The sequence below is a fragment of the Pseudomonas oryzihabitans NBRC 102199 genome, assembly GCF_000730625.1.
GTDB lineage: Bacteria > Pseudomonadota > Gammaproteobacteria > Pseudomonadales > Pseudomonadaceae > Chryseomonas > Chryseomonas oryzihabitans.
The window spans coordinates 202816-221359 of sequence record NZ_BBIT01000002.1 but is presented as its reverse complement, the minus strand read 5'-3'; the positions used below and the strand labels follow the sequence as shown (position 1 = coordinate 221359).

Here is an 18544-nt window from a genome sequence, read left to right as displayed (position 1 = left end):
TGCCTAATGCCTAGTGCCTAGTGCCTGGTGGCGACCAGGGTACGACTGGCGTCGTTGGACGCTTCCCGCGGTCGTGACTGCTCCTGCCGCAAGGCCGCGAAACGCGCCTGGGACAGCGGTCGCTGCAGATGGAAGCCCTGGGCCTGGTCGCACCTGAGATCGGCGATGCGCGCCAGTTGGCCGGCGGTCTCGATGCCCTCGGCCACCACCGTGAGCGACAGCGCCCGCCCCATGCTGACGATGGCCTCGACGATGGCCGCGTTGCTCTCGCTTACCTCGATGTTGGAGACGAAGCTGCGATCGATCTTCAGGCAATCGAAGGGATAGGTACGCAGATAGCTCAGCGAGGAATAGCCGGTACCGAAGTCGTCCATGGACAGCCGCACCCCCAGCGCCTTGAGCTTCTTCATCAACTCCAGGGCGCCCGCGGCGTCGTCCAGCAGGACGTTCTCGGTCAGCTCCAGCTCGACCCGCGCCGGATCGATGCCGGTGCGGTCGAGCACCTTGCGCACCCGCGCGACCAGATCGTCACGCTGGAACTCCAGCGGCGACAGGTTGATGGACACGATCAGCTCCGGCTCCCAGACCACCGCCTGGCTGCAGGCTTCCTGCAGCACCCAGTCGCTCAGGCCGAGGATCAGTCCGGTCTCCTCCGCCACCCCGATGAATTCGGCCGGTGCCAGGCGACCGCGCGCGGGATGGTTCCAGCGCACCAGCGCCTCGGCGCCCAGCAGGCGCTGGCTGCTGGCGTCGAATCGCGGCTGGAAATCCAGCTCGAATTCCAGCCGCTGCAATCCCAGGCGCAACTCGGTCTCCAGTTGGCGCCGTTCGAGGATGCGCTGGTTCATGGTGGGCTCATAGAACCTCAGGGTATTGCGCCCGGCGGCCTTGGCTTCGTACAGGGCGATGTCCGCATAGCGCAGCAGATCCTCGGCGCCATGGCCATCCTGGGGCGCCTGGGCGATGCCGATGCTCGCGCCGATATTGATGTCGTGCTCGTCGATGCGCATGGTCCGGCCGATGCCCTCCAGCATCCGGTTGCACATCAGGCTCACCTGCTCGGCACTCAGGCAGCCGTTCACCGCGATCAGGAATTCATCGCCGCCGATGCGCGCGACCAGATCGCCCTCCCGGACGCTGGCGCGCAATTCGCGAGCGACCTGGCAGAGCACCTGATCGCCCGCCCCATGGCCGAGGGAGTCGTTGACCGGCTTGAAGCGGTCCAGGTCGAGGGCCAGCAGATGCAGCGGCTGACTGGCACTGACGCCCTCGGCGAAGCGCTGCGCCAGGTAGCGGTGCAGCTGATGACGATTGGCCAGTCCGGTCAGGGCGTCGTGCCGGCTGATGTGCTCGATGCGGGCCTTGGCCTCGATCTCCTCGGTCACGTCGCATACGGTGCCGCGAAAGCCGGCCAGCAGGCCGCCGCTGATGATGGGCTGCGCCGAGAGCTGGCAGTACCTGAGCTTGGCCTGGGCATCGCGCATCTCGCAGGGCAGCGGACGGCGGGTGCGGCCGGCCGCCAGCGGCGTCCGGGCCACCTCCTCGACCTGGCTCGGCGGGTAGCCCAGCAACTCGTGCAGCGGACGCCCCAGCCAGTCTTCGCGGCTGAAGCCGGTGACGGCCACGAAGCGCTCCGAGAGATAGACCAGGCGCTGTTCGGCGTCGCTCTCCCAGATCCAGTCGGACGAGGCCTCGGAAACGGTACGAAAGCGCTGCTCGCTGTGCCTCAGGGCATCTTCGGCCACGTCGGTCTGCCGCGCCGCCAGGGCGATCCGCCGGCGCAGGTACCAGACCAGCAGCAGCGCCAGGCCACACATGGTCGCCAGCAGCGGCACGAATTGCGTCAGCAGGCGATGCCCCATGCCATGCACCAGCCAGTGGAAGGTCACCGCGATACCCGGATCGGACCTCACCACCAGGGTCGGCCGCTCCGCCAGGGCGGGCAGGTCCCCGGGCTCCGCGGTCAGCCCGGGCAATTCGAAGGCGTGCCCGAGCTGGGCCAGCTTGTCCGGCGTGAGGATGTCGACGAACACCATATAGGACAGCCGCTTGAAGTCTTGGTAGGTCGCATCCGGGCGGATGACCGCGGCCAGCACGCTGGCCGGCTGGCCATCGATCAGGAAATAGCCCTGGGCATAGCCATCCTTGAGCGAGCGTTCCCGCGCCTGCGCCAGCAGCGCCGTCTGGTCGTCGCCGAGCCAGGTGTCCAGTTGCATCTTGCTGCGGCCGCCGCCAACCACGGCATAGCGGGTCATGCCATTGGGTGCCAGGATGAAGGCGCCGTTCACCCCGTAGCCGCTGTAGAGGGACGGCCCTACGTTGTCCTCCTCGTAGGCCCAGTTGACGTCGACCTTCTTATTGGTCCGCGCATAGGCCTCCAGCCAGAAGGAATAATCGGTCAGCACCCGGCCCAGTTTGTCCACCCGCGTTTCCAGCGCGCGCTGGGCGTCCGCCTCGCTGTGGTGGCGTTGCTGCTCGTCGATGCGGGCGCACAGGTCGAACAGCATCCAGCCCGCCAGGGCGAAGATGAGGGTGACCAGGGCGAAGAAGCCGAGGGAGGCCTGACGGGCGACACGATTGAGTTGGGTAGGCACGGGGGCGACCTGTTGCAACGGGTTGTACGGGGTGCTGACGGCAGGCGGCCAGGCCGTAATCGTCTGCCTTTATATCGGCACTGCCTTGGGCGGCTTGAAGCCCCCGCATAAATATTCCGCAGAAGAGCTCGCTAGAGCGGCTGCTTTTGCACCATCCATGGGCGCCGACGTACCGAGTGCGCCAGGACGGCGCAGCCTTTCCTGCCCCTCTTGCTCAAAAACGACAGAGGGGCGCCACTCACCCGGGCAAATGTTGACCTATCGGTCAGCTTTACCCACCATCAAGGCATTCGAGACCAGGTGGAGAGCGGCCGTGATCAGGTTTCTGCTGGACCAGGAGCTGCGCGTTGAAGAGCAGCTCGATCCCAACCTTACCGTGCTGCAGTACCTGCGCGAGCGCTGCGGCAAGACCGGCACCAAGGAAGGCTGCGCCTCGGGCGACTGTGGCGCCTGCACCGTGGTGCTGGCCGAGCCCGACGGCGACCAGCTGCGCTATCGCACCGTCAACAGCTGCCTGACCTTCGTCGCAGCTCTGGACGGCCGGCAGCTGATCAGCGTGGAGGACCTCAAGCACCAGGGCCGCCTGCACGGCGTGCAGCAGGCCATGGTCGACTGCCACGGTTCCCAGTGCGGCTACTGCACCCCGGGCTTCGTCATGTCGCTGTTCGCCTTGCAAAAGAACGTCGCCGCGCCGGATGACGCCGCCACCCACGAGGCCCTGGCCGGCAATCTCTGCCGCTGTACCGGCTACCGGCCGATCCTGGCCGCAGCCGAGCAGGCCTGCGCCGGCCGTCAGCCGGATCAGTTCGATGCCCGCGAGCAACAGACCCTGGAGCGCCTCGAGGCCCTGGCGCCAGTACCCGACACCCGTCTGGAGGGCGCCAACCGGCGCTGCCACAGCCCCACCACCCTGAGCGAACTGGCCGGTATCTACCAAGCGCACCCCGAGGCGCGCCTGCTGGCCGGCGGTACCGACCTGGCCCTGGAAGTCACCCAGCAGCATCGCCGTCTGGAGACCCTGATCTACCTGGGCAACCTCCCGGAATTGCGCGGCGTCACCGTTGGCGACGATTCGATCGAGATCGGCGCCGCCACCCCGCTGGCCGACTGCGCCGCTGCCCTGGCCGCCGACTACCCGGACTTCGGCGCCCTGCTGCAGCGTTTCGCCTCCCTGCAGATCCGCAACCAGGGCACCCTGGGCGGCAATATCGGCAATGCCTCGCCCATCGGCGACAGTCCGCCCCTGTTGCTGGCCCTGGGCGCCAGCCTGCTGTTGCGCCAGGGTGAACGCCTGCGCGAACTGGCTCTGGACGATTTCTTTCTCGACTACCGCAAGACGGCCCTGGAACCCGGCGAATTCATCCAGGCGGTCCGGGTGCCGCGGGCGCGTGAGGGCCTGGTCTTCCGCGCCTTCAAGGTATCCAAGCGGCTGGACGACGATATCTCCGCGGTCTGCGCCGCCTTCGCGCTGGAGCTCGACCAGGACCGCGTCGCGGCGGTACGCATCGCCTACGGCGGCATGGCGGCCACGCCCAAGCGTGCCGCTCAGTGCGAGCAGGCACTGCTTGGCCAGCCCTGGAATGCCGCGTCCATCGAACGCGCCGTCCAGGCCCTGGCCGAGGATTTCGCCCCACTGTCGGACTTCCGCGCCAGTCGCGAATACCGCCTGCTGACGGCGCAGAATCTGCTGCGCAAATGTCACTTGGAGACCACCCAACCCACGCTCGCCACGAGGGTCACCGCCCATGTCTAGCACCCTCCCTGTTCGCACCCCCGAGGAAATGGCCGCGGCCTTCGCCGCCGGCCTGGCCACCGGCGTCGGAAAATCGCTCAAGCACGAGAGCGCCGACAAGCATGTCAGTGGCGAGGCCCTGTATATCGACGATCGCCTGGAATTCCCCAACCAGTTGCACGTCTATGCGCGCATGAGCGAGCACGCCCATGCGCGGATCAAGCACATCGATCTCGCGCCCTGCTACGCGATTCCCGGCGTGGCCCTGGCCATCACCGCCGCCGACGTACCGGGCCAGCTGGACATCGGCGCCGTCCTCCCCGGCGATCCGTTGCTCGCCGATGGCGAGGTGCAGTACCTGGGCCAGCCGGTATTGGCGGTGGCCGCTACCAGCCTTGACGCTGCCCGCCGCGCCGCCCAGGCCGCCCTCGTCGAATACGAGCCGCTGGAGGCCATCCTCGACGTCAAGGAAGCGCTGCGCCGCGAGCACTTCATCTCGCCCAGCCACAGCCACCACCTGGGTGACGCGGCCGCCGCCCTGGCCGCTGCCCCCCATCGTCTGCAGGGCGAACTGGCCATCGGCGGCCAGGAGCACTTCTACCTGGAAACCCAGGTGGCCTCGGTCATGCCCACCGAAGACGGCGGCATGCTGGTCTATTCCTCTACCCAGAATCCCACCGAGGTGCAGAAACAGGTGGCCGAGGTGCTCGGCGTCTCCATGAACAGGGTTACCGTCGACATGAGACGCATGGGCGGTGCCTTCGGCGGCAAGGAGAGCCAGGCCGGCATGCCGGCGGCGCTCTGCGCGGTGTTCGCCCATCTCACCGGGCGCCCGGTGAAGATGCGCCTGCCGCGCTTTGAAGACATGCACATGACCGGCAAGCGCCATCCCTTCCACGTCGAGTACGACGTCGGCTTCGACGAAGACGGCCGGCTGCTGGGCATCCGCTTCGAACTGGCAGGCAACTGCGGCTATTCGCCGGACCTGTCCAACGCCATCATCGACCGCGCCATGTTCCATGCCGACAACGCCTACTTTCTCGGCAATGCCCAGATCACCGGCCACAGATGCAAGACCCACCTGGCGTCCAACACCGCCTACCGCGGCTTCGGCGGCCCCCAGGGCATGCTGGCCATCGAGAACGTCATGGACGCCATCGCCCGCCATCGCGGTCTCGATCCGCTGGAGGTCAGGCGGCGCAACTACTACGGCAAGGAGACGCGCAACCTCACCCACTACCACCAGGTGGTGGAAGACAATCTGCTCGAGGAGATGACCGCGGACCTGGCGGCCAGTAGCGACTATCAGGCGCGTCGTGCGGCCATCCGCGACTTCAACCGGAACAGTCCGGTACTGAAGAAGGGCCTGGCCCTGACCCCGGTGAAATTCGGCATCTCCTTCACCTCTTCCTTTCTCAACCAGGGCGGCGCCCTGGTCAATGTCTACACCGACGGCAGCATCCACCTGAACCACGGCGGCACCGAGATGGGCCAGGGGCTCAACACCAAGGTCGCCCAGGTGGTGGCCGAGGTCTTCCAGGTCGACATAGCCCGCATCCAGATCACGGCGACCAACACCGACAAGGTGCCCAACACCTCGCCCACCGCCGCCTCCAGTGGCACCGATCTCAACGGCAAGGCCGCGCAGAACGCCGCCCAGACCATCAAGGACCGGCTGATCGATTTCGCCAGTCGGCACTTCCACATCGGGCCCGAAGAGGTCGATTTCCGCAATGGCCATGTCAGGGTGCGCGATCGCCTGCTGAGCTTCGAGGAGCTGATCCAGCTGGCCTATGTCGGCCAGGTGTCGCTGTCCAGCACCGGCTACTACCGCACGCCCAAGATCCATTACGACCGCGACCAGGCCCGCGGTCGGCCCTTCTACTACTACGCCTTCGGCGCCGCCTGCTCCGAGGTGCTGATCGACACCCTCACCGGCGAATACCGGCTGCTGCGCACCGACATCCTCCACGACGTCGGTGCCTCCCTGAATCCGGCCATCGACATCGGCCAGGTGGAAGGCGGCTTCGTCCAGGGTCTGGGCTGGCTGACCATGGAAGAACTGGTGTGGAACGACGCCGGCAAGCTGCTCACCGCCGGTCCCTCCACCTACAAGATCCCGGCAGTGAGCGACGTGCCACCGGATCTGCGCGTACGGCTGGTGGAGAATCGACAGAATCCCGAGGCCACGGTGTTCCACTCCAAGGCCGTGGGCGAGCCGCCCTTCATGCTCGGCATCTCGGTGTGGTGCGCCCTGCAGGACGCCGTGGCCAGCGTGGCGGACTACCGCTTCCATCCCGCGCTGGACGCGCCCGCCACCCCCGAGCGGGTACTCTGGGGCGTGGAGCGCATGCGCCGCCTGGCCGCCGAGCTGCACACCACCCCGGTCCCCGCCACGGAGGAACCGGCATGACCCCCAAACGTGGCTGGCTGGCCCTGCTGGCCGACTTCGAGGCACGCGGCGAACCCTGCGTGCTGATCACCGTGGCCGACGAACAGGGCTCCACGCCCCGCGAGGCCGGCACCAAGATGCTGGTGGGGCGCGAGGAGCAGCACCTGACCATCGGTGGCGGTCATCTCGAATACCGCGCCGTGGACATCGCCCGGGAAATGCTCGCCGCCGGCACCCGCCAGCCGCGCCTGGAACGCTTCTCCCTGGCCGCCAGCCTCGGCCAGTGCTGTGGCGGCGTCACCACCCTGCTGTTCGAACCTCAGCTGGCGCAGGACGTCCCGGTGATCGTCTTTGGCGCCGGCCATGTCGCTCGCGCCCTGGTGCCGCTGCTGGCGGGATTGCCCTGCGCCGTGCGCTGGGTCGACTCGCGGCCCCAGGAGTTTCCCGCCGTCCTGCCCGCTGGCGTGGAAAAGATCGTTACCGACGAGCCGGTCGACGAGATCGCCCGCATGCCGGCGGGTGCCTACTACATCGTCATGACCCATAATCACCCCCTGGACCTGGAGCTGACCGACGCCATCCTCGCCCGCGGCGACCATGGCTACTTCGGCCTGATCGGCTCCAGGACCAAGTGGGCCAAGTTCCGCCACCGCCTCGCCGCCCGTGGCCACGGCGCCGACCGCCTGGCCACGGTGCGCTGCCCGCTGGGCCTGCCCGAGGTCCAGGGCAAGTTGCCGCTGGAGATCGCCATCGCCGTGGCCGGCGAGGTCATCGCCCACTACGGCCGCCAGGCCCAGCAGGCGGACCAGCCGCTGCGCCTGGTCAACGCCGTCGCGCCCAGCTGATCCCCTTTTCCGCCGCTTCGTCTTTCAGAGATCGTTATGACTGCCATCGCCCATCGCGCCGCCCTGCTCCACAGCCTCGCCGACCCGGCCGAGGTGGGGCTGGACGCCTCCTACGAATACCACGCTGACGGCCTGCTGCTGGTCGCGGACGGCCGCATCCAGGCCATGGGTCCGGCCGCCGAACTGCTGCCCACCCTGCCCGCGGGCACCCAGGTCATCGAGCATCGCGACGCCCTGATCACCCCCGGCTTCGTCGACACCCATATCCATTATCCGCAGACCGGCATGATCGCCAGCTACGCCGAACAGCTGCTGGACTGGCTGGACACCTACACCTTCCCCACCGAGGGTGCCTTCGCCGATCCGGCCAAGGCCGCCGAGGTGGCCGAGGTCTTCGTCGGCGAACTGCTGCGCAACGGCACCACCACGGCCCTGGTGTTCGGCAGTGTCCATCCGCAGTCGGTGGATGCCTTCTTCGAGGTCGCCGAACGCCTCGACCTGCGCATGATCGCCGGCAAGGTGCTGATGGACCGCAACGCCCCGGACTATCTGCAGGACACCGCCGAGTCCGCCTACACCGACAGCAAGGCGCTGATCCAGCGCTGGCACGGCAAGGGCCGACTGCACTACGCCGTCACCCCGCGCTTCGCCCCCACCAGCACGCCGGAGCAACTGGAAGCCGCCGGCCGCCTGCTGGCCGAGCACCCGGACGTCTACCTGCACACCCACCTCTCCGAGAACCTCAAGGAGATCGACTGGGTGAAGGCGCTGTTCCCGGAGCGCAGCCACTACCTGGACGTCTACGACCACTTCCAGCTGCTCGGTCCGCGCTCGGTGTTCGCCCACGGCATCCACCTCTGCGACGCCGAATGCCAGCGCCTGCACGACACCGGTTCGGCGGTGGCCCACTGCCCCACATCCAATCTCTTCCTCGGTAGCGGGCTGTTCGATCTAGAGCGGATGGAAGCCTTCAAGGTCAATGTCGGCCTCGGTACCGATGTCGGCGCCGGCACCAGCTTCTCGCTGCTGCAGACCCTCGGCGAGGCCTACAAGGTGCAGCAACTGCGCGGCCATCGCCTGCACCCCTTCAAGTCGCTCTACCTGGCCACCCTCGGCGGCGCCCGCGCCCTGCGCCTGGACGACCGCATCGGCAGCTTGGCCCCCGGCCACGACGCCGACTTCGTGGTGCTCGACCTCAAGGCCACCCCGCTGCTCGACTACCGCCTGCAGCAGTCCAAGAGCCTGGAAGAAACCCTCTTCGTCCTCACCACCCTGGCCGACGACCGCGTGGTGCGCGAGACCTATGCCGCGGGTCGCCGGGTACACAGCCGCGACAGCTGAACCTGTTGGGCTTCGCCGCTGGAGCCGCCTCAACCCAACCTACCCATCAACGTAGGTTGGGTTGAGCCTAGCGAAGCCCAACAAACCCAAACGACCAAGCCCGAGCCTCGATCCGGTAGCGTGGAAAACCGCGCCGCGTTTTCCACTGGCAGGCACGCGGCAGGGTGGATAAGGCTGCGCCGTTAGCCACCCTGCAAGCGCTTTATCGGCGGATCAGGCGAGCTGCGCTAATTGGCCACCCTGGCGTTCCAAGGGCGTGAATCCGGCCAGCGCCGTCGGGTCCTTGAGCACCGCGACGAAGGCTTCGCGGAAGGCCTTCATCTCATTCGGCAACCCGACGCTGACCCTTACCCAGGTCGGCCACGCCGGCCAGGTGCGACCGATGACGATGTTGCGCCTGGCCAGGGCGGCGATCACCTGCTGGCCCGGATGACCGGTATCGACCATGAAGCAGTTGCCCTGGGAGGCCGTGCAGGCGAAGCCCCGTTGACGAAGCCAGGCCAGGGTCTCGTCGCGCGTGGCGGCATTCTCCTTGCGGCGCTGCGCTACCAGCTGGCGATCCTCCAGGCTGGCCATGCCACCCAGCATGGCGGCGACCGGAATGGCATTCTCGCCGCCGAACACCTCCAGCCTGGCCAGCAAATCCGGTTTACCCACGGCGAAGCCCAGTCGGGCGCCGGCCATGCCGTAGAGTTTGGAAAAGGTCTGCAGGACCAGAACATCGTCATGCTGCGCGGCTAGGTCCAGGCAGCTCTTTTCGTTGCTCAGGTGGATATAGGCCTCGTCGATCATCACCACGCTACCCTTGGGGCGATTGGCGATGGCGAATTCGATGCGCTCGCGTGCCGTGACGGTGCCGGTGGGGTTGTTCGGATTGCAGATGTAGATGAGCCCGGCCTGGCTGTCCGCCGCCAGCATCGCGGGAATGTCGTGGGCATGGCTGGCGTCCAGCGGAACCTCGTGGACCGGTGCCCCCTTGGCTTTGGCTGCCACCATGGCCGCTTCGTAACTGGGGTTGGCCAGCACCAGGCTGCGGGGCCCGGTAAAGGCCATCACCGCGTACTGCAGGGGTTCGCTGGAGCCGCAAAAGGCGTGTACATGATCCTTCGGCAAGCCGTGCTGGCGGGCGAACAGCTCGATCAGCTGCTCCTGATACTCGAAGTGATAACGGCCACTCAGGGCCGCCCCTCGCTGCATGGCGGCCACGGCCTTGGGCGAAGGTCCCAGCGGATTCTCGTTGTAGTTGATCAGCACCTTTTCCCGCACGGGCGGCGCGGCCGTATCCGCGGCAGCCAGACGGGACCAGCCCACCAGCGGAACTGCGGCAGAGGCCAGGGTGGCCAGGCTGACGAAGGAGCGACGAGACATCTCGGACATGACAATTTTCCCTGTATGACGATAGAGCAGCGATGGATCGCTTTGACGTCATGCAAGGTGCGGGCCTAACGATTAGCTAGCTATCATACTGGCCACTCGCCAGTAGAAATGGCCGCCGGTCCGCGGCGGCCATTTCTTCAGCCTCAGCTGGTGCGATAGCGCTCCAGCCAGTGGGCGTAGGGCGCTGGCAGCACCCAGGACGGCTTGTCGACGCCCAGGGCCTTGGCCGCATAGTAGGGCCAGTGCGGATCGGCCAGGTGGGCGCGTCCCACCATCACCAGATCCAGCTGCTCGTCGGCCACCACCTGGTTGGCCAGGGCCGGGGTGTCGATGTTCCAGGCCGAGGCCACCTTGAGGCCGGTCGCCTTGCGCACCTGCTCGGTGATGGGCGCCAGCAGGCCCGAGCCCCAGGGGATGTTGGCGGTCGGGGTGGAGAAGCCGATGCTGACGCTCAGCAGGTCCAGGCCTTCGCGCTTGAAGCCCTGGGCCAGCTCGATGGATTCGGCCAGGGTCTCTTCGTCGCGACCGTCGTATTCGATCACGCCGAAACGCGCGGTCAGCGGCAGGTGCTCCGGCCAGACCTGGCGCACCGCGGCCAGGGTTTCCAGCAGGAAGCGGCTGCGGCCGGCGAGGTCGCCGCCGTACTGGTCGTCACGCTGGTTGGAATGCACCGAGAAGAAGCTTTGCGCCAGGTAGCCGTGGGCGAAGTGCAGTTCCAGCCACTCGAAGCCGGCCTCGTAGGCCCGCTTGGCGGCGTCGACGAAGTCCTGGCGGACCCGGGCGATGTCGTCCAGGGTCATGGCCTTGGGGACCTTGGGCAGGTTGGCGCCAAAGGCCACGGCGGACGGGGCTATGGTGTCCCAGCCGCGGGCGTCGTCGGCGGCGATATGGTCGTCACCTTCCCAGGGCCGGTTGGCGCTGGCCTTGCGACCGGCGTGGGCGATCTGGATGCCCGGTACCGAACCGGCGGCCTTGATCGCCTGGACCACCGGCACGAAGGCCTGGGCCTGGGCATCCGACCAGATGCCGGCGCAGCCGGGCGTGATGCGGCCTTCCGGCGAGACCGCCGTGGCCTCGACGACGACCAGACCCGCACCGCCACGGGCCAGGCCGGCATAGTGGACCTGGTGCCAGTCGTTGATGACGCCGTCCACGGCGCTGTACTGGCACATGGGCGGAATGGCGATGCGGTTGCGCAGCGTCACGTCCTTGAGGGTGAAGGGTTGGAACAATGCGAACATCTGAGCGGTCTCCCGTATGTTGACAAGGTGTACGTTGAAGTCTTGTTCGTTAATTCGATATTAATCGAACATAACATAATCGCCAACCCCCGGTGTATGATTGGCGCATGCGCCCTTTCAAACATCCCAGTCCCGACGAATTTTCCCTTGAGCGTCTGTTCCACGCGCTCAGCGATCCCGTGCGCCTGGATATCGTCCGCTATCTGGCGCGGGTCGCCGAGGCCACCTGTGGCGAACTCGACGGCGGCCGTCCCAAGTCCAGCATGTCGCATCACTTCCGTGTCCTGCGCGACGCCGGCCTGGTGCATACCCGCAACGCCGGTACCACGCACATGAACCAGTTGCGGCGCGAAGACCTGGATAAGCGCTTCCCCGGTCTGATGGCAGCCATCCTGGCGCAATCTTCCGATCCCGTCGCCAAGCCGGACTGACCCACCCTGAATGGCAGCGGGCGGGCCGCAATCGCCCCGTCCCACCCGAGGTCCTTGCCTGTCGTCGCCTGCCGTCTCGGCTGGTCCGGGCGCAGGGAACTCTCCGCCGTTTTTCCCGCTCTTCCCGGTATGAAGGTTGCAGCAGGCGGTGACAGCACAGACGCTGGGCGCTGCCGGGAGGTAGAGGATGGGCAAGCACTGGGGATTGGCGACCGCACTGGCGGGTGTCGCCGCGCTACTCGCCCTCGTACCCAGCCCCGAGCCCATCGCCGAGGCGCGGGGTATCCAGAGGGTCATCGCCTTTGGTGACAGCCTCATGGATTGCGGCACCTTCGGCCACATCTATGCGACCAATCCCGGTCGTACCTACCCGCAGGAAATCGCCGACGCCTACGGCATCGAGCTGGGCCCGAATCGTCAGGTGGAAGGCTATGGCCACGAGGGGCCGAGCGACCCCGACGGTCTCTGCTACGCCGAGGGCGGCGCCGTGACCGGCAGCTTCACCGAGCCGGGCTTCGACCACAACGAGGCGCCACTGGCCTTTTCCCAGCAGATCCGCAACTTCGAGATGCAGCACGGCCGCTTCCGCCAGCAGGACCTGGTGCTGGTGCAGATCGGCGGCAATGACATCATCGGCCCCTTCTACGACAAGAAGCTCAAGGCCGCGCTGATGGCCGACGCCCCGTTGCCCCCCGAGGTCCGCGAACAGGTCGAGGCGCGGATCCGGCATACGGCCCTGAACGAGGTCAAGCTGCTGCGCTATCTGCTGAGCCTGGGTGCCCAACGGCTGGTGGTGCTCAACAACACCGACTACGGCAAGGCGCCCTATCTCGAGCCCTGGACCGAGCAGGTGGCGCAGCGCAACCATGAGCTGGTCAAGCTCTACAACGATACCCTGCAGGCCAACCTGCCGGCCGGAGACCGTCTGCTGCTGGTGGATGCCTACCGGGTGATGGAAGAGGTCTTCGCTCACTACGGAAACTACGGCTTTACCCATGCCGAAGGGGATGCCTGTCTCCCCGGTCGCGAATTCTGCGATCCGGACAGCTACGTCGAACCGGGCGCTGACCAGGCCTATATCTTTGGCGCCCGCGGGCATTTCGCCAGTCGTACCCACAGCATGCTGGCCCAGGTAGTGCTGGAACGCATCGCCCAGACCTGGCCCGGCAGTGCCGTGCCGGATCGTCCGCTGCTCGCCACCGCGCGACTCAACACCGAGCCGACCTTCCACTAGCTCCGCGGACCTACGCCCTACCCTGGTGCCGATTCGGGCGGAAGCGCACCGCCGCGGAGCAGTTGCCGCTAGCTGCCGCGGTAGGTCGAGTAGCTGTAGGGAGAGACCAGCAGCGGTACATGGTAGTGCGCGCCCTCGTCGGCGAGGCCGAAGCGCAGGACCACGGTATCGAGAAAGGCCGGCTCATCCAGCGCCACCTGGCGGCGCCGGTAGTAGGCGCCCACCTCGAACTCCAGCTCATAGACCCCTGCCGTGAAGGCGTCGCCCTGCAAAAGCGGCGTATCGCTGCGGCCATCGGCGTTGGTCCGCCCTTCACCCAGGGCCTGCCGCGCGGCCCCCTCCAGACGGTACAGGCGAAAGACGATATCCGCGCCCGGACAGCCACCGGCGGTGTCCAGCACATGGGTCGTCAAGTAACCGCCAGGGGAAGAAACGGACATGGGAGCGCTCCTACAGGGTGATGAGCCAGCCTAACAGTTTTTCAGCCAGCGATTGTATACAGCCCTGCCAGAGGCACTGTCTGCGGCCCGGGCGCGTTCCAGCCGGCCGAAAGTCTTCAGACCGGTCAGACCAGTTAGGCAGGATTCTTGCTGGGACTCGGCAAAGGTCTCCAAACATTGTATACAAAACATCTCGACTGCCAGGATGCCCCTTCCATGACCTATCCCCGTGATCTCATCGGCTATGGCGCCCAGCCGCCCCACCCCCGCTGGCCGGGTGACGCCCGCATCGCCCTGTCCTTCGTGCTCAATTACGAAGAGGGTGGCGAGCGCAACATCCTCCACGGCGACAAGGAGTCCGAGGCCTTTCTTTCCGAGATGGTCGCCGCCCAGCCGTTGCCGGGCGTCCGCAACATGTCCATGGAGTCGCTCTACGAATACGGCAGTCGCGCCGGCGTCTGGCGCATCCTGGAACTGTTCGCCAGGCACCAGGTGCCCCTGACCATCTTTGCCGTGGCCATGGCCGCCGAGCGCCACCCCGAGGTCATCCGCGCCATGGTCCAGGCCGGCCACGAGATCTGCAGCCACGGCTATCGCTGGATCGACTACCAGTACATGGACGAAGCCGAGGAGCGCGCCCATCTGCAGCGCGCCATCGAGATCCTCACCGAACTGACCGGCGAACGACCGCTGGGCTGGTACACCGGCCGGACCGGTCCCAATACCCGGCGCCTGGTGATGGAGGAAGGCGGCTTCCTCTACGACAGCGACACCTACGACGACGACCTGCCCTATTGGGAACCCGATACGCCCACCGGCAAGCCGCACCTGGTGATCCCCTACACCCTGGACACCAACGACATGAGATTCACCCAGGTCCAGGGTTTCCACACCGCCGAGCAGTTCTTCCAGTACCTCAAGGACGCCTTCGACACCCTCTACGAAGAAGGCGCCACCGCGCCCAAGATGCTTTCCATCGGTCTGCATTGCCGGCTGATCGGTCGCCCCGGTCGCCTGGTGGGCCTCAAGCGCTTCCTCGAATACGCGCAGAGCCATGAGCGCGTCTGGTTCGCCCGTCGGGTGGACATCGCCCGTCACTGGCACCGGGAGCATCCGCCGGCATGAGCACCTTCCAGACCGTCACCCCCAGCCAGCTGGAGCGCGCTGCCTTCGTCGCGACCTTTGGCGGCATCTACGAGCATTCCGCCTGGGTCGCCGAGCGCGCCTTCGACGAGGGCCAGCCGTTGCCGGACAGCGTCGAAGCCCTGCACCAGCGCCTCGCCGCCCAGGTCGCCCGCGCCAGCCAGGCCGAACAGCTGGCGCTGATCCAGGCGCACCCGGATCTCGCCGGACGCGCCGCCCTGGCGGGAGAACTGACCGCCGCCAGCAGTGGCGAACAGGCCGGTGCCGGCCTCGATCAATGCACCCCGGACGAACTCGAACGCTTCACCCGCCACAACGAGGCCTACCGCGCCAAATTCGGCTTCCCCTTCATCATGGCGGTGAAGGGCAGCAACCGGCACCTGATCCTGGCCGCCTTCGAGGAACGCCTGCCCAACAGTCCGGAGCAGGAATTCCAGCGCGCCCTGGCCGAGATCGACCGCATCGCCCTCTTCCGCCTGCAGACCCTCTGACCCCTCCCCCGACAAGAGCACCCCATGAAACGCACCTACGCTGCGCCCTTCGAGAAGTACCTCAACCTTGCCGATGCCCGCCTCGGCACCCGTGTCATCAGCGTCACCGACGACTGGTTCGCCGCCGCCGACCGCATGCTCCAGCCCCACGAGCCGGAGTGGAAGGAAGGCGTCTACGACGACAACGGCAAGTGGATGGACGGCTGGGAGTCGCGGCGCAAGCGCTTCGAAGGCTACGACCATGCGGTCATCCGCCTGGGCGTGCCCGGCTCGATCAAGGGCGTCGACATCGACACCCGCTGGTTCACCGGCAACTACCCGCCCTCCGCCTCCCTGGAAGCCTGCTTCTGCGCCGAGGGCGACCCGGCCGCCGATGCCGCCTGGACCGAGGTGCTGCCGGCCGTCGAGATGCAGGGCAACAGCCACCACTACCATGCCATCGCCGATGACCGCCCCTGGACGCACCTGCGGCTGAACATCTATCCCGACGGTGGCGTGGCCCGCCTACGGGTCTATGGCATCCCCCACCGCGACTGGTCGGCCCAGGCCGACGACGAGGTGCTGGATCTGGCCGCCGCCCTCAACGGCGGTCGCGCCCTGGCCTGCAATGACGAGCACTATGGCCGCATGAGCAACATCCTCAATCCGGGCCGCGCCGCCAGCATGGCCGACGGCTGGGAAACCGCGCGCCGCCGCACCCCCGGCAACGACTGGATCATCGTCGCCCTGGGCCACGCCGGCATCGTCGAGGAAATCCTGGTGGACACCTTGCACTTCAAGGGCAACTACCCGGACAGCTGCCAGATCCAGGGCGCCTATGTGCGCGGCGGCACCGACGGTCAGATCGAGACCCAGAGTCTCTTCTGGAAGGAGCTGCTGCCGCCGCAAAAGCTGCAGATGCACCAGGAGCACAGCTTCCGCGAGCAGGTGCGCGACCTCGGCCCCATCACCCACGTGCGCCTGAACATCTTCCCGGACGGCGGCGTCAGCCGACTGCGACTGTTCGGCAAGGTGGCGCGGGGCCAGGCATGAGCCGGCCACTGCGCATCGAGCCGCTGACCGCCGAGGGCTTCGCGCCCTTCGGCGAGGTCATAGAGACGGCGGACCGGGACTGGTATCCCATCAACAACGGCTCGACCCAGAGATACCACGCCCTGGCACGGGTCGAGACGGGGCCGGCGGACGGCGCGGCGATCATCAGCATCTTTCGCGCCCGGCGGCTGGACTATCCGCTGACCATCGCCATGCTCGAACGCCATCCCCACGGCAGCCAGGCCTTCGTGCCGCTGCGCGGCGAGCCTTTCCTGGTGGTGGTGGCGCCGCCGGCGACGGTCCCGGATGCCGGCGCCATCCGCGTTTTCCGCACCGATGGCCGCCAGGGCATCAACTACCATGCCGGCGTCTGGCACCACCCTGTGCTGGCCCTGCGCGACGAGGATGAATTCCTCATCGTCGATCGCGCCGGCAGTCTGCCCAACTGCGACGAGTTCTTTTTCGCGGCCGCGGAGTGCCCGACCCTGGCGCTCTAGGGCGCCACTGGCGCGCGCCTGAGCTGCTTGCGCAGCAGGCGCGCACTGTCGAGACAGACCCAGGCCACTGCCAGCCAGATGGGGCCATAGGTCCAGATCGCGCCCTCCGGCAGCTGCTCGCCGAGCACATAGAGGGCGACGAACACCAGCAGCGCCGGCTCCACATAGCTGAGGATGCCGAACAGACTCAGCGGCAGCATGCGACTCGACGCCAGCATGGCGGCGAAGGCGATGGCACTGAGCAGGCCCAGGCCTGGCAGGAGCGCCCAGAGCCAGGGCGACTGCTGCAGGATGACGCCGGGCGAGAACCAGTGCAGGGCGAGCAGCGCGAAGGGCAGCAGGCAGACCATCTCCAGGACGAACCCGGACAAGGCGTCCACCGCCATCCAGCGGCGCAGGACGAAATACGGCGGATAGCCCACCACTGGCAGCAGGCTGACCCAGGACAGCGCCCCGGTTACCCAGACCTCGTTGACCACCCCCAGCAGCGCGCAGCCGACCGCCAGGCGCTGCAGCGGCCGCAGCCGCTCGCCATAGACCAGCCGGCCTGTCAGCACGATGGCCAGGGGCAAGAGGAAGTAGCCCAGCGACATGGCCATGGCCTCGCCGTTCATGGTCGCCCAGACGAACACCCACCACTGGATGCCCATCAGCAGCGCCGCCGCCGGGATCGCCAGGCATAGCCGGGGCTCGCGCACCAGTCGCTTGAGCGTGCCCCACAGGGCCCTGCCCTCCCGCAGCAGCAGCACCAGCAGGAGCACCATGGGCAGCGACCAGACCACCCGCAGGGCCACCACCTGCAGGCCGTCCAACGGCGCCAGCCAGGCGAAGTACACCGGCATCAGCGCGAACAGCACCGACGACAGCACCGAAAGGCCCAGGCCCTTGCCGGACAGCACGTTCATGACTGACGCCCCAGACGATTGATGAATAGCGACAGCAGGATGATCCCACCGCCCAGCAACAGCCTAGGCAGATCGGCCGGGTGCTGCCAGATCAGCAGGCTGACCAGCAGGCCCGCCGGCACATGGGCTTCGTTCATGATCGCCAGGGTGCCGCCGTTGACCCGCAGCGAGCCCAGGGTCCACCAGTAGAGGCCGAGCGCCGTGGCGAAGACGCCCATCCACACCAGTACGCCCCACTGCAACAGGGTGCCGGGCAACCGCGCCGGATTGCCGAACAGCAGAAAGGACAGCGCCGCCACCAGCAGGGCGCCGAGAAAGAACAGCCCGAAATGGCGATGCAGGGCGCCCTGCCCGGCATAGGCATGCCCCAGGTGCTTGCACAGCACCTGGCCGGCGGCAAAGGTCAGGTTGGCCACCTGCAGCAGGAGAAAACCCAGCAGGTAGTCACCGGTCAGCGGCTGGAAGCGGATCAAGGCCGCGCCGCCCACCGCCACCACGGCGGCGAGCAGCGACCAGATTCGCAAGTGCCGCTGCCAGGCGTCGTCCAGCAGGGTCACGTAGATGGGCGTGAGCACGGTGAACAGCAGCACCTCGGGTACCGTCAGCACCGCGAAGCTGCGATACAGGCATAGATAGGTGATGCCGAATTGCAGCGCGCCAGCCGCCATCAGCCCCAGGGCGAAGCGTCCCGGCACCCCGCGCCAGCGGGTGAAAGGCAGGAACAGCACGAAGGCGATGGCCACGCGGACCAGCACGGCGAAGTCGCTGTCGACCCGACCGGCGAGGTATTCGCCGATCAGGCTGAAGGAAAACGCCCAGATGAGGGTGACGAGCAGGAGATAAGGCATG

At 67.1% G+C, this 18544-nt stretch carries 16 protein-coding genes; 10 read left to right on the top strand and 6 right to left on the bottom strand.

Annotated features, from left to right (window positions below):
- Nucleotides 1-17: 17 nt before the first annotated feature.
- Complete coding sequence (locus POR01S_RS02485; protein ID WP_042133523.1) at nucleotides 18-2594, bottom strand: bifunctional diguanylate cyclase/phosphodiesterase; 2577 nt, start codon at nucleotides 2592-2594, stop codon at nucleotides 18-20.
- Nucleotides 2595-2907: 313 nt separating this feature from the next.
- On the opposite strand from POR01S_RS02485, the gene xdhA reads away from it, so the two are divergent.
- The 4 genes from xdhA to guaD are packed head-to-tail and all read left to right on the top strand — an operon-like array spanning nucleotide 2908 to nucleotide 8904.
- Nucleotides 2908-4347: a xanthine dehydrogenase small subunit gene (gene xdhA / locus POR01S_RS02480; RefSeq protein ID WP_042133521.1), complete on the top strand. Its 1440-nt coding sequence runs from the start codon at nucleotides 2908-2910 to the stop codon at nucleotides 4345-4347.
- A complete protein-coding gene (gene xdhB, locus POR01S_RS02475) occupies nucleotides 4340-6739 on the top strand; it encodes a xanthine dehydrogenase molybdopterin binding subunit (RefSeq protein WP_042133519.1) in 2400 nt (799 codons plus the stop codon). The genes xdhA and xdhB overlap by 8 nt, the downstream gene beginning before the upstream one ends.
- Entirely contained in the window at nucleotides 6736-7563 is an 828-nt protein-coding gene (gene xdhC, locus POR01S_RS02470; protein ID WP_042133517.1) for a xanthine dehydrogenase accessory protein XdhC, read from the top strand. The genes xdhB and xdhC overlap by 4 nt, the downstream gene beginning before the upstream one ends.
- Before the next feature lie 36 nt (nucleotides 7564-7599).
- Nucleotides 7600-8904, top strand: a complete 1305-nt coding sequence (guaD, locus tag POR01S_RS02465; protein WP_222932022.1) for a guanine deaminase — start codon at nucleotides 7600-7602, stop codon at nucleotides 8902-8904.
- Between the two features lie 213 nt (nucleotides 8905-9117).
- On the opposite strand, the gene ptaA is transcribed toward guaD, so the two are convergent.
- Nucleotides 9118-10281, bottom strand: a complete 1164-nt coding sequence (gene ptaA, locus POR01S_RS02460; protein ID WP_027599778.1) for a pyoverdine biosynthesis transaminase PtaA — start codon at nucleotides 10279-10281, stop codon at nucleotides 9118-9120.
- A 143-nt stretch (nucleotides 10282-10424) separates the two neighbouring features.
- Entirely contained in the window at nucleotides 10425-11522 is a 1098-nt protein-coding gene (locus POR01S_RS02455) for an NADH:flavin oxidoreductase/NADH oxidase (RefSeq protein ID WP_042133515.1), read from the bottom strand.
- A 107-nt stretch (nucleotides 11523-11629) separates the two neighbouring features.
- Here POR01S_RS02455 and POR01S_RS02450 point away from each other — a divergent pair, with 107 nt between their 5' ends.
- Complete coding sequence (locus POR01S_RS02450; protein WP_042133513.1) at nucleotides 11630-11953, top strand: ArsR/SmtB family transcription factor; 324 nt, start codon at nucleotides 11630-11632, stop codon at nucleotides 11951-11953.
- A gap of 187 nt (nucleotides 11954-12140) precedes the next feature.
- Entirely contained in the window at nucleotides 12141-13187 is a 1047-nt protein-coding gene (locus POR01S_RS02445; RefSeq protein WP_007158859.1) for an SGNH/GDSL hydrolase family protein, read from the top strand.
- A 68-nt stretch (nucleotides 13188-13255) separates the two neighbouring features.
- Here POR01S_RS02445 and uraH read toward each other — a convergent pair whose 3' ends face one another.
- Entirely contained in the window at nucleotides 13256-13627 is a 372-nt protein-coding gene (uraH, locus tag POR01S_RS02440) for a hydroxyisourate hydrolase (RefSeq protein WP_042133511.1), read from the bottom strand.
- 216 nt (nucleotides 13628-13843) lie between these two features.
- Between uraH and puuE the strand changes: the two genes are divergently transcribed.
- From puuE to POR01S_RS02420, 4 genes are read left to right on the top strand one after another with little or no spacing between them, the layout of a single operon-like run.
- Nucleotides 13844-14752 (top strand): allantoinase PuuE, encoded by a 909-nt coding sequence (gene puuE, locus POR01S_RS02435; protein WP_042133509.1) that lies wholly within the window; start codon nucleotides 13844-13846, stop codon nucleotides 14750-14752.
- Complete coding sequence (gene uraD / locus POR01S_RS02430; RefSeq protein WP_027599783.1) at nucleotides 14749-15261, top strand: 2-oxo-4-hydroxy-4-carboxy-5-ureidoimidazoline decarboxylase; 513 nt, start codon at nucleotides 14749-14751, stop codon at nucleotides 15259-15261. Before puuE ends, uraD begins: the two co-directional genes overlap by 4 nt.
- A 24-nt stretch (nucleotides 15262-15285) precedes the next feature.
- Nucleotides 15286-16293 carry an allantoicase gene (gene alc, locus POR01S_RS02425; protein WP_042133508.1) on the top strand — a complete coding sequence of 336 codons (1008 nt, stop codon included), beginning with the start codon at nucleotides 15286-15288 and terminating at the stop codon, nucleotides 16291-16293.
- A complete protein-coding gene (locus POR01S_RS02420) occupies nucleotides 16290-16790 on the top strand; it encodes an ureidoglycolate lyase (RefSeq protein ID WP_027599785.1) in 501 nt (166 codons plus the stop codon). The genes alc and POR01S_RS02420 overlap by 4 nt, the downstream gene beginning before the upstream one ends.
- Here the strand turns inward: POR01S_RS02420 and rarD are convergent.
- A complete protein-coding gene (gene rarD / locus POR01S_RS02415; protein WP_027599786.1) occupies nucleotides 16787-17695 on the bottom strand; it encodes an EamA family transporter RarD in 909 nt (302 codons plus the stop codon). The two genes, POR01S_RS02420 and rarD, sit on opposite strands and share 4 nt — an antisense overlap.
- Nucleotides 17692-18543 (bottom strand): EamA family transporter, encoded by an 852-nt coding sequence (locus POR01S_RS02410; RefSeq protein WP_007158866.1) that lies wholly within the window; start codon nucleotides 18541-18543, stop codon nucleotides 17692-17694. Before POR01S_RS02410 ends, rarD begins: the two co-directional genes overlap by 4 nt.
- Nucleotide 18544 lies beyond the last annotated feature (1 nt).

Bases quoted from the DNA above. Each gene is read 5' to 3' on its own strand.
- ptaA (WP_027599778.1), bottom strand. From the start codon at position 10,281: ATGTCCGAGATGTCTCGTCGCTCCTTCGTCAGCCTGGCCACCCTGGCC.
- alc (WP_042133508.1), top strand. From the start codon at position 15,286: ATGAAACGCACCTACGCTGCGCCCTTCGAGAAGTACCTCAACCTTGCC.
- uraH (WP_042133511.1), bottom strand. From the start codon at position 13,627: ATGTCCGTTTCTTCCCCTGGCGGTTACTTGACGACCCATGTGCTGGAC.
- puuE (WP_042133509.1), top strand. From the start codon at position 13,844: ATGACCTATCCCCGTGATCTCATCGGCTATGGCGCCCAGCCGCCCCAC.
- POR01S_RS02420 (WP_027599785.1), top strand. From the start codon at position 16,290: ATGAGCCGGCCACTGCGCATCGAGCCGCTGACCGCCGAGGGCTTCGCG.
- POR01S_RS02450 (WP_042133513.1), top strand. From the start codon at position 11,630: ATGCGCCCTTTCAAACATCCCAGTCCCGACGAATTTTCCCTTGAGCGT.
- uraD (WP_027599783.1), top strand. From the start codon at position 14,749: ATGAGCACCTTCCAGACCGTCACCCCCAGCCAGCTGGAGCGCGCTGCC.
- POR01S_RS02410 (WP_007158866.1), bottom strand. From the start codon at position 18,543: ATGCCTTATCTCCTGCTCGTCACCCTCATCTGGGCGTTTTCCTTCAGC.
- xdhB (WP_042133519.1), top strand. From the start codon at position 4,340: ATGTCTAGCACCCTCCCTGTTCGCACCCCCGAGGAAATGGCCGCGGCC.
- rarD (WP_027599786.1), bottom strand. From the start codon at position 17,695: ATGAACGTGCTGTCCGGCAAGGGCCTGGGCCTTTCGGTGCTGTCGTCG.
- xdhC (WP_042133517.1), top strand. From the start codon at position 6,736: ATGACCCCCAAACGTGGCTGGCTGGCCCTGCTGGCCGACTTCGAGGCA.
- POR01S_RS02455 (WP_042133515.1), bottom strand. From the start codon at position 11,522: ATGTTCGCATTGTTCCAACCCTTCACCCTCAAGGACGTGACGCTGCGC.
- guaD (WP_222932022.1), top strand. From the start codon at position 7,600: ATGACTGCCATCGCCCATCGCGCCGCCCTGCTCCACAGCCTCGCCGAC.
- POR01S_RS02445 (WP_007158859.1), top strand. From the start codon at position 12,141: ATGGGCAAGCACTGGGGATTGGCGACCGCACTGGCGGGTGTCGCCGCG.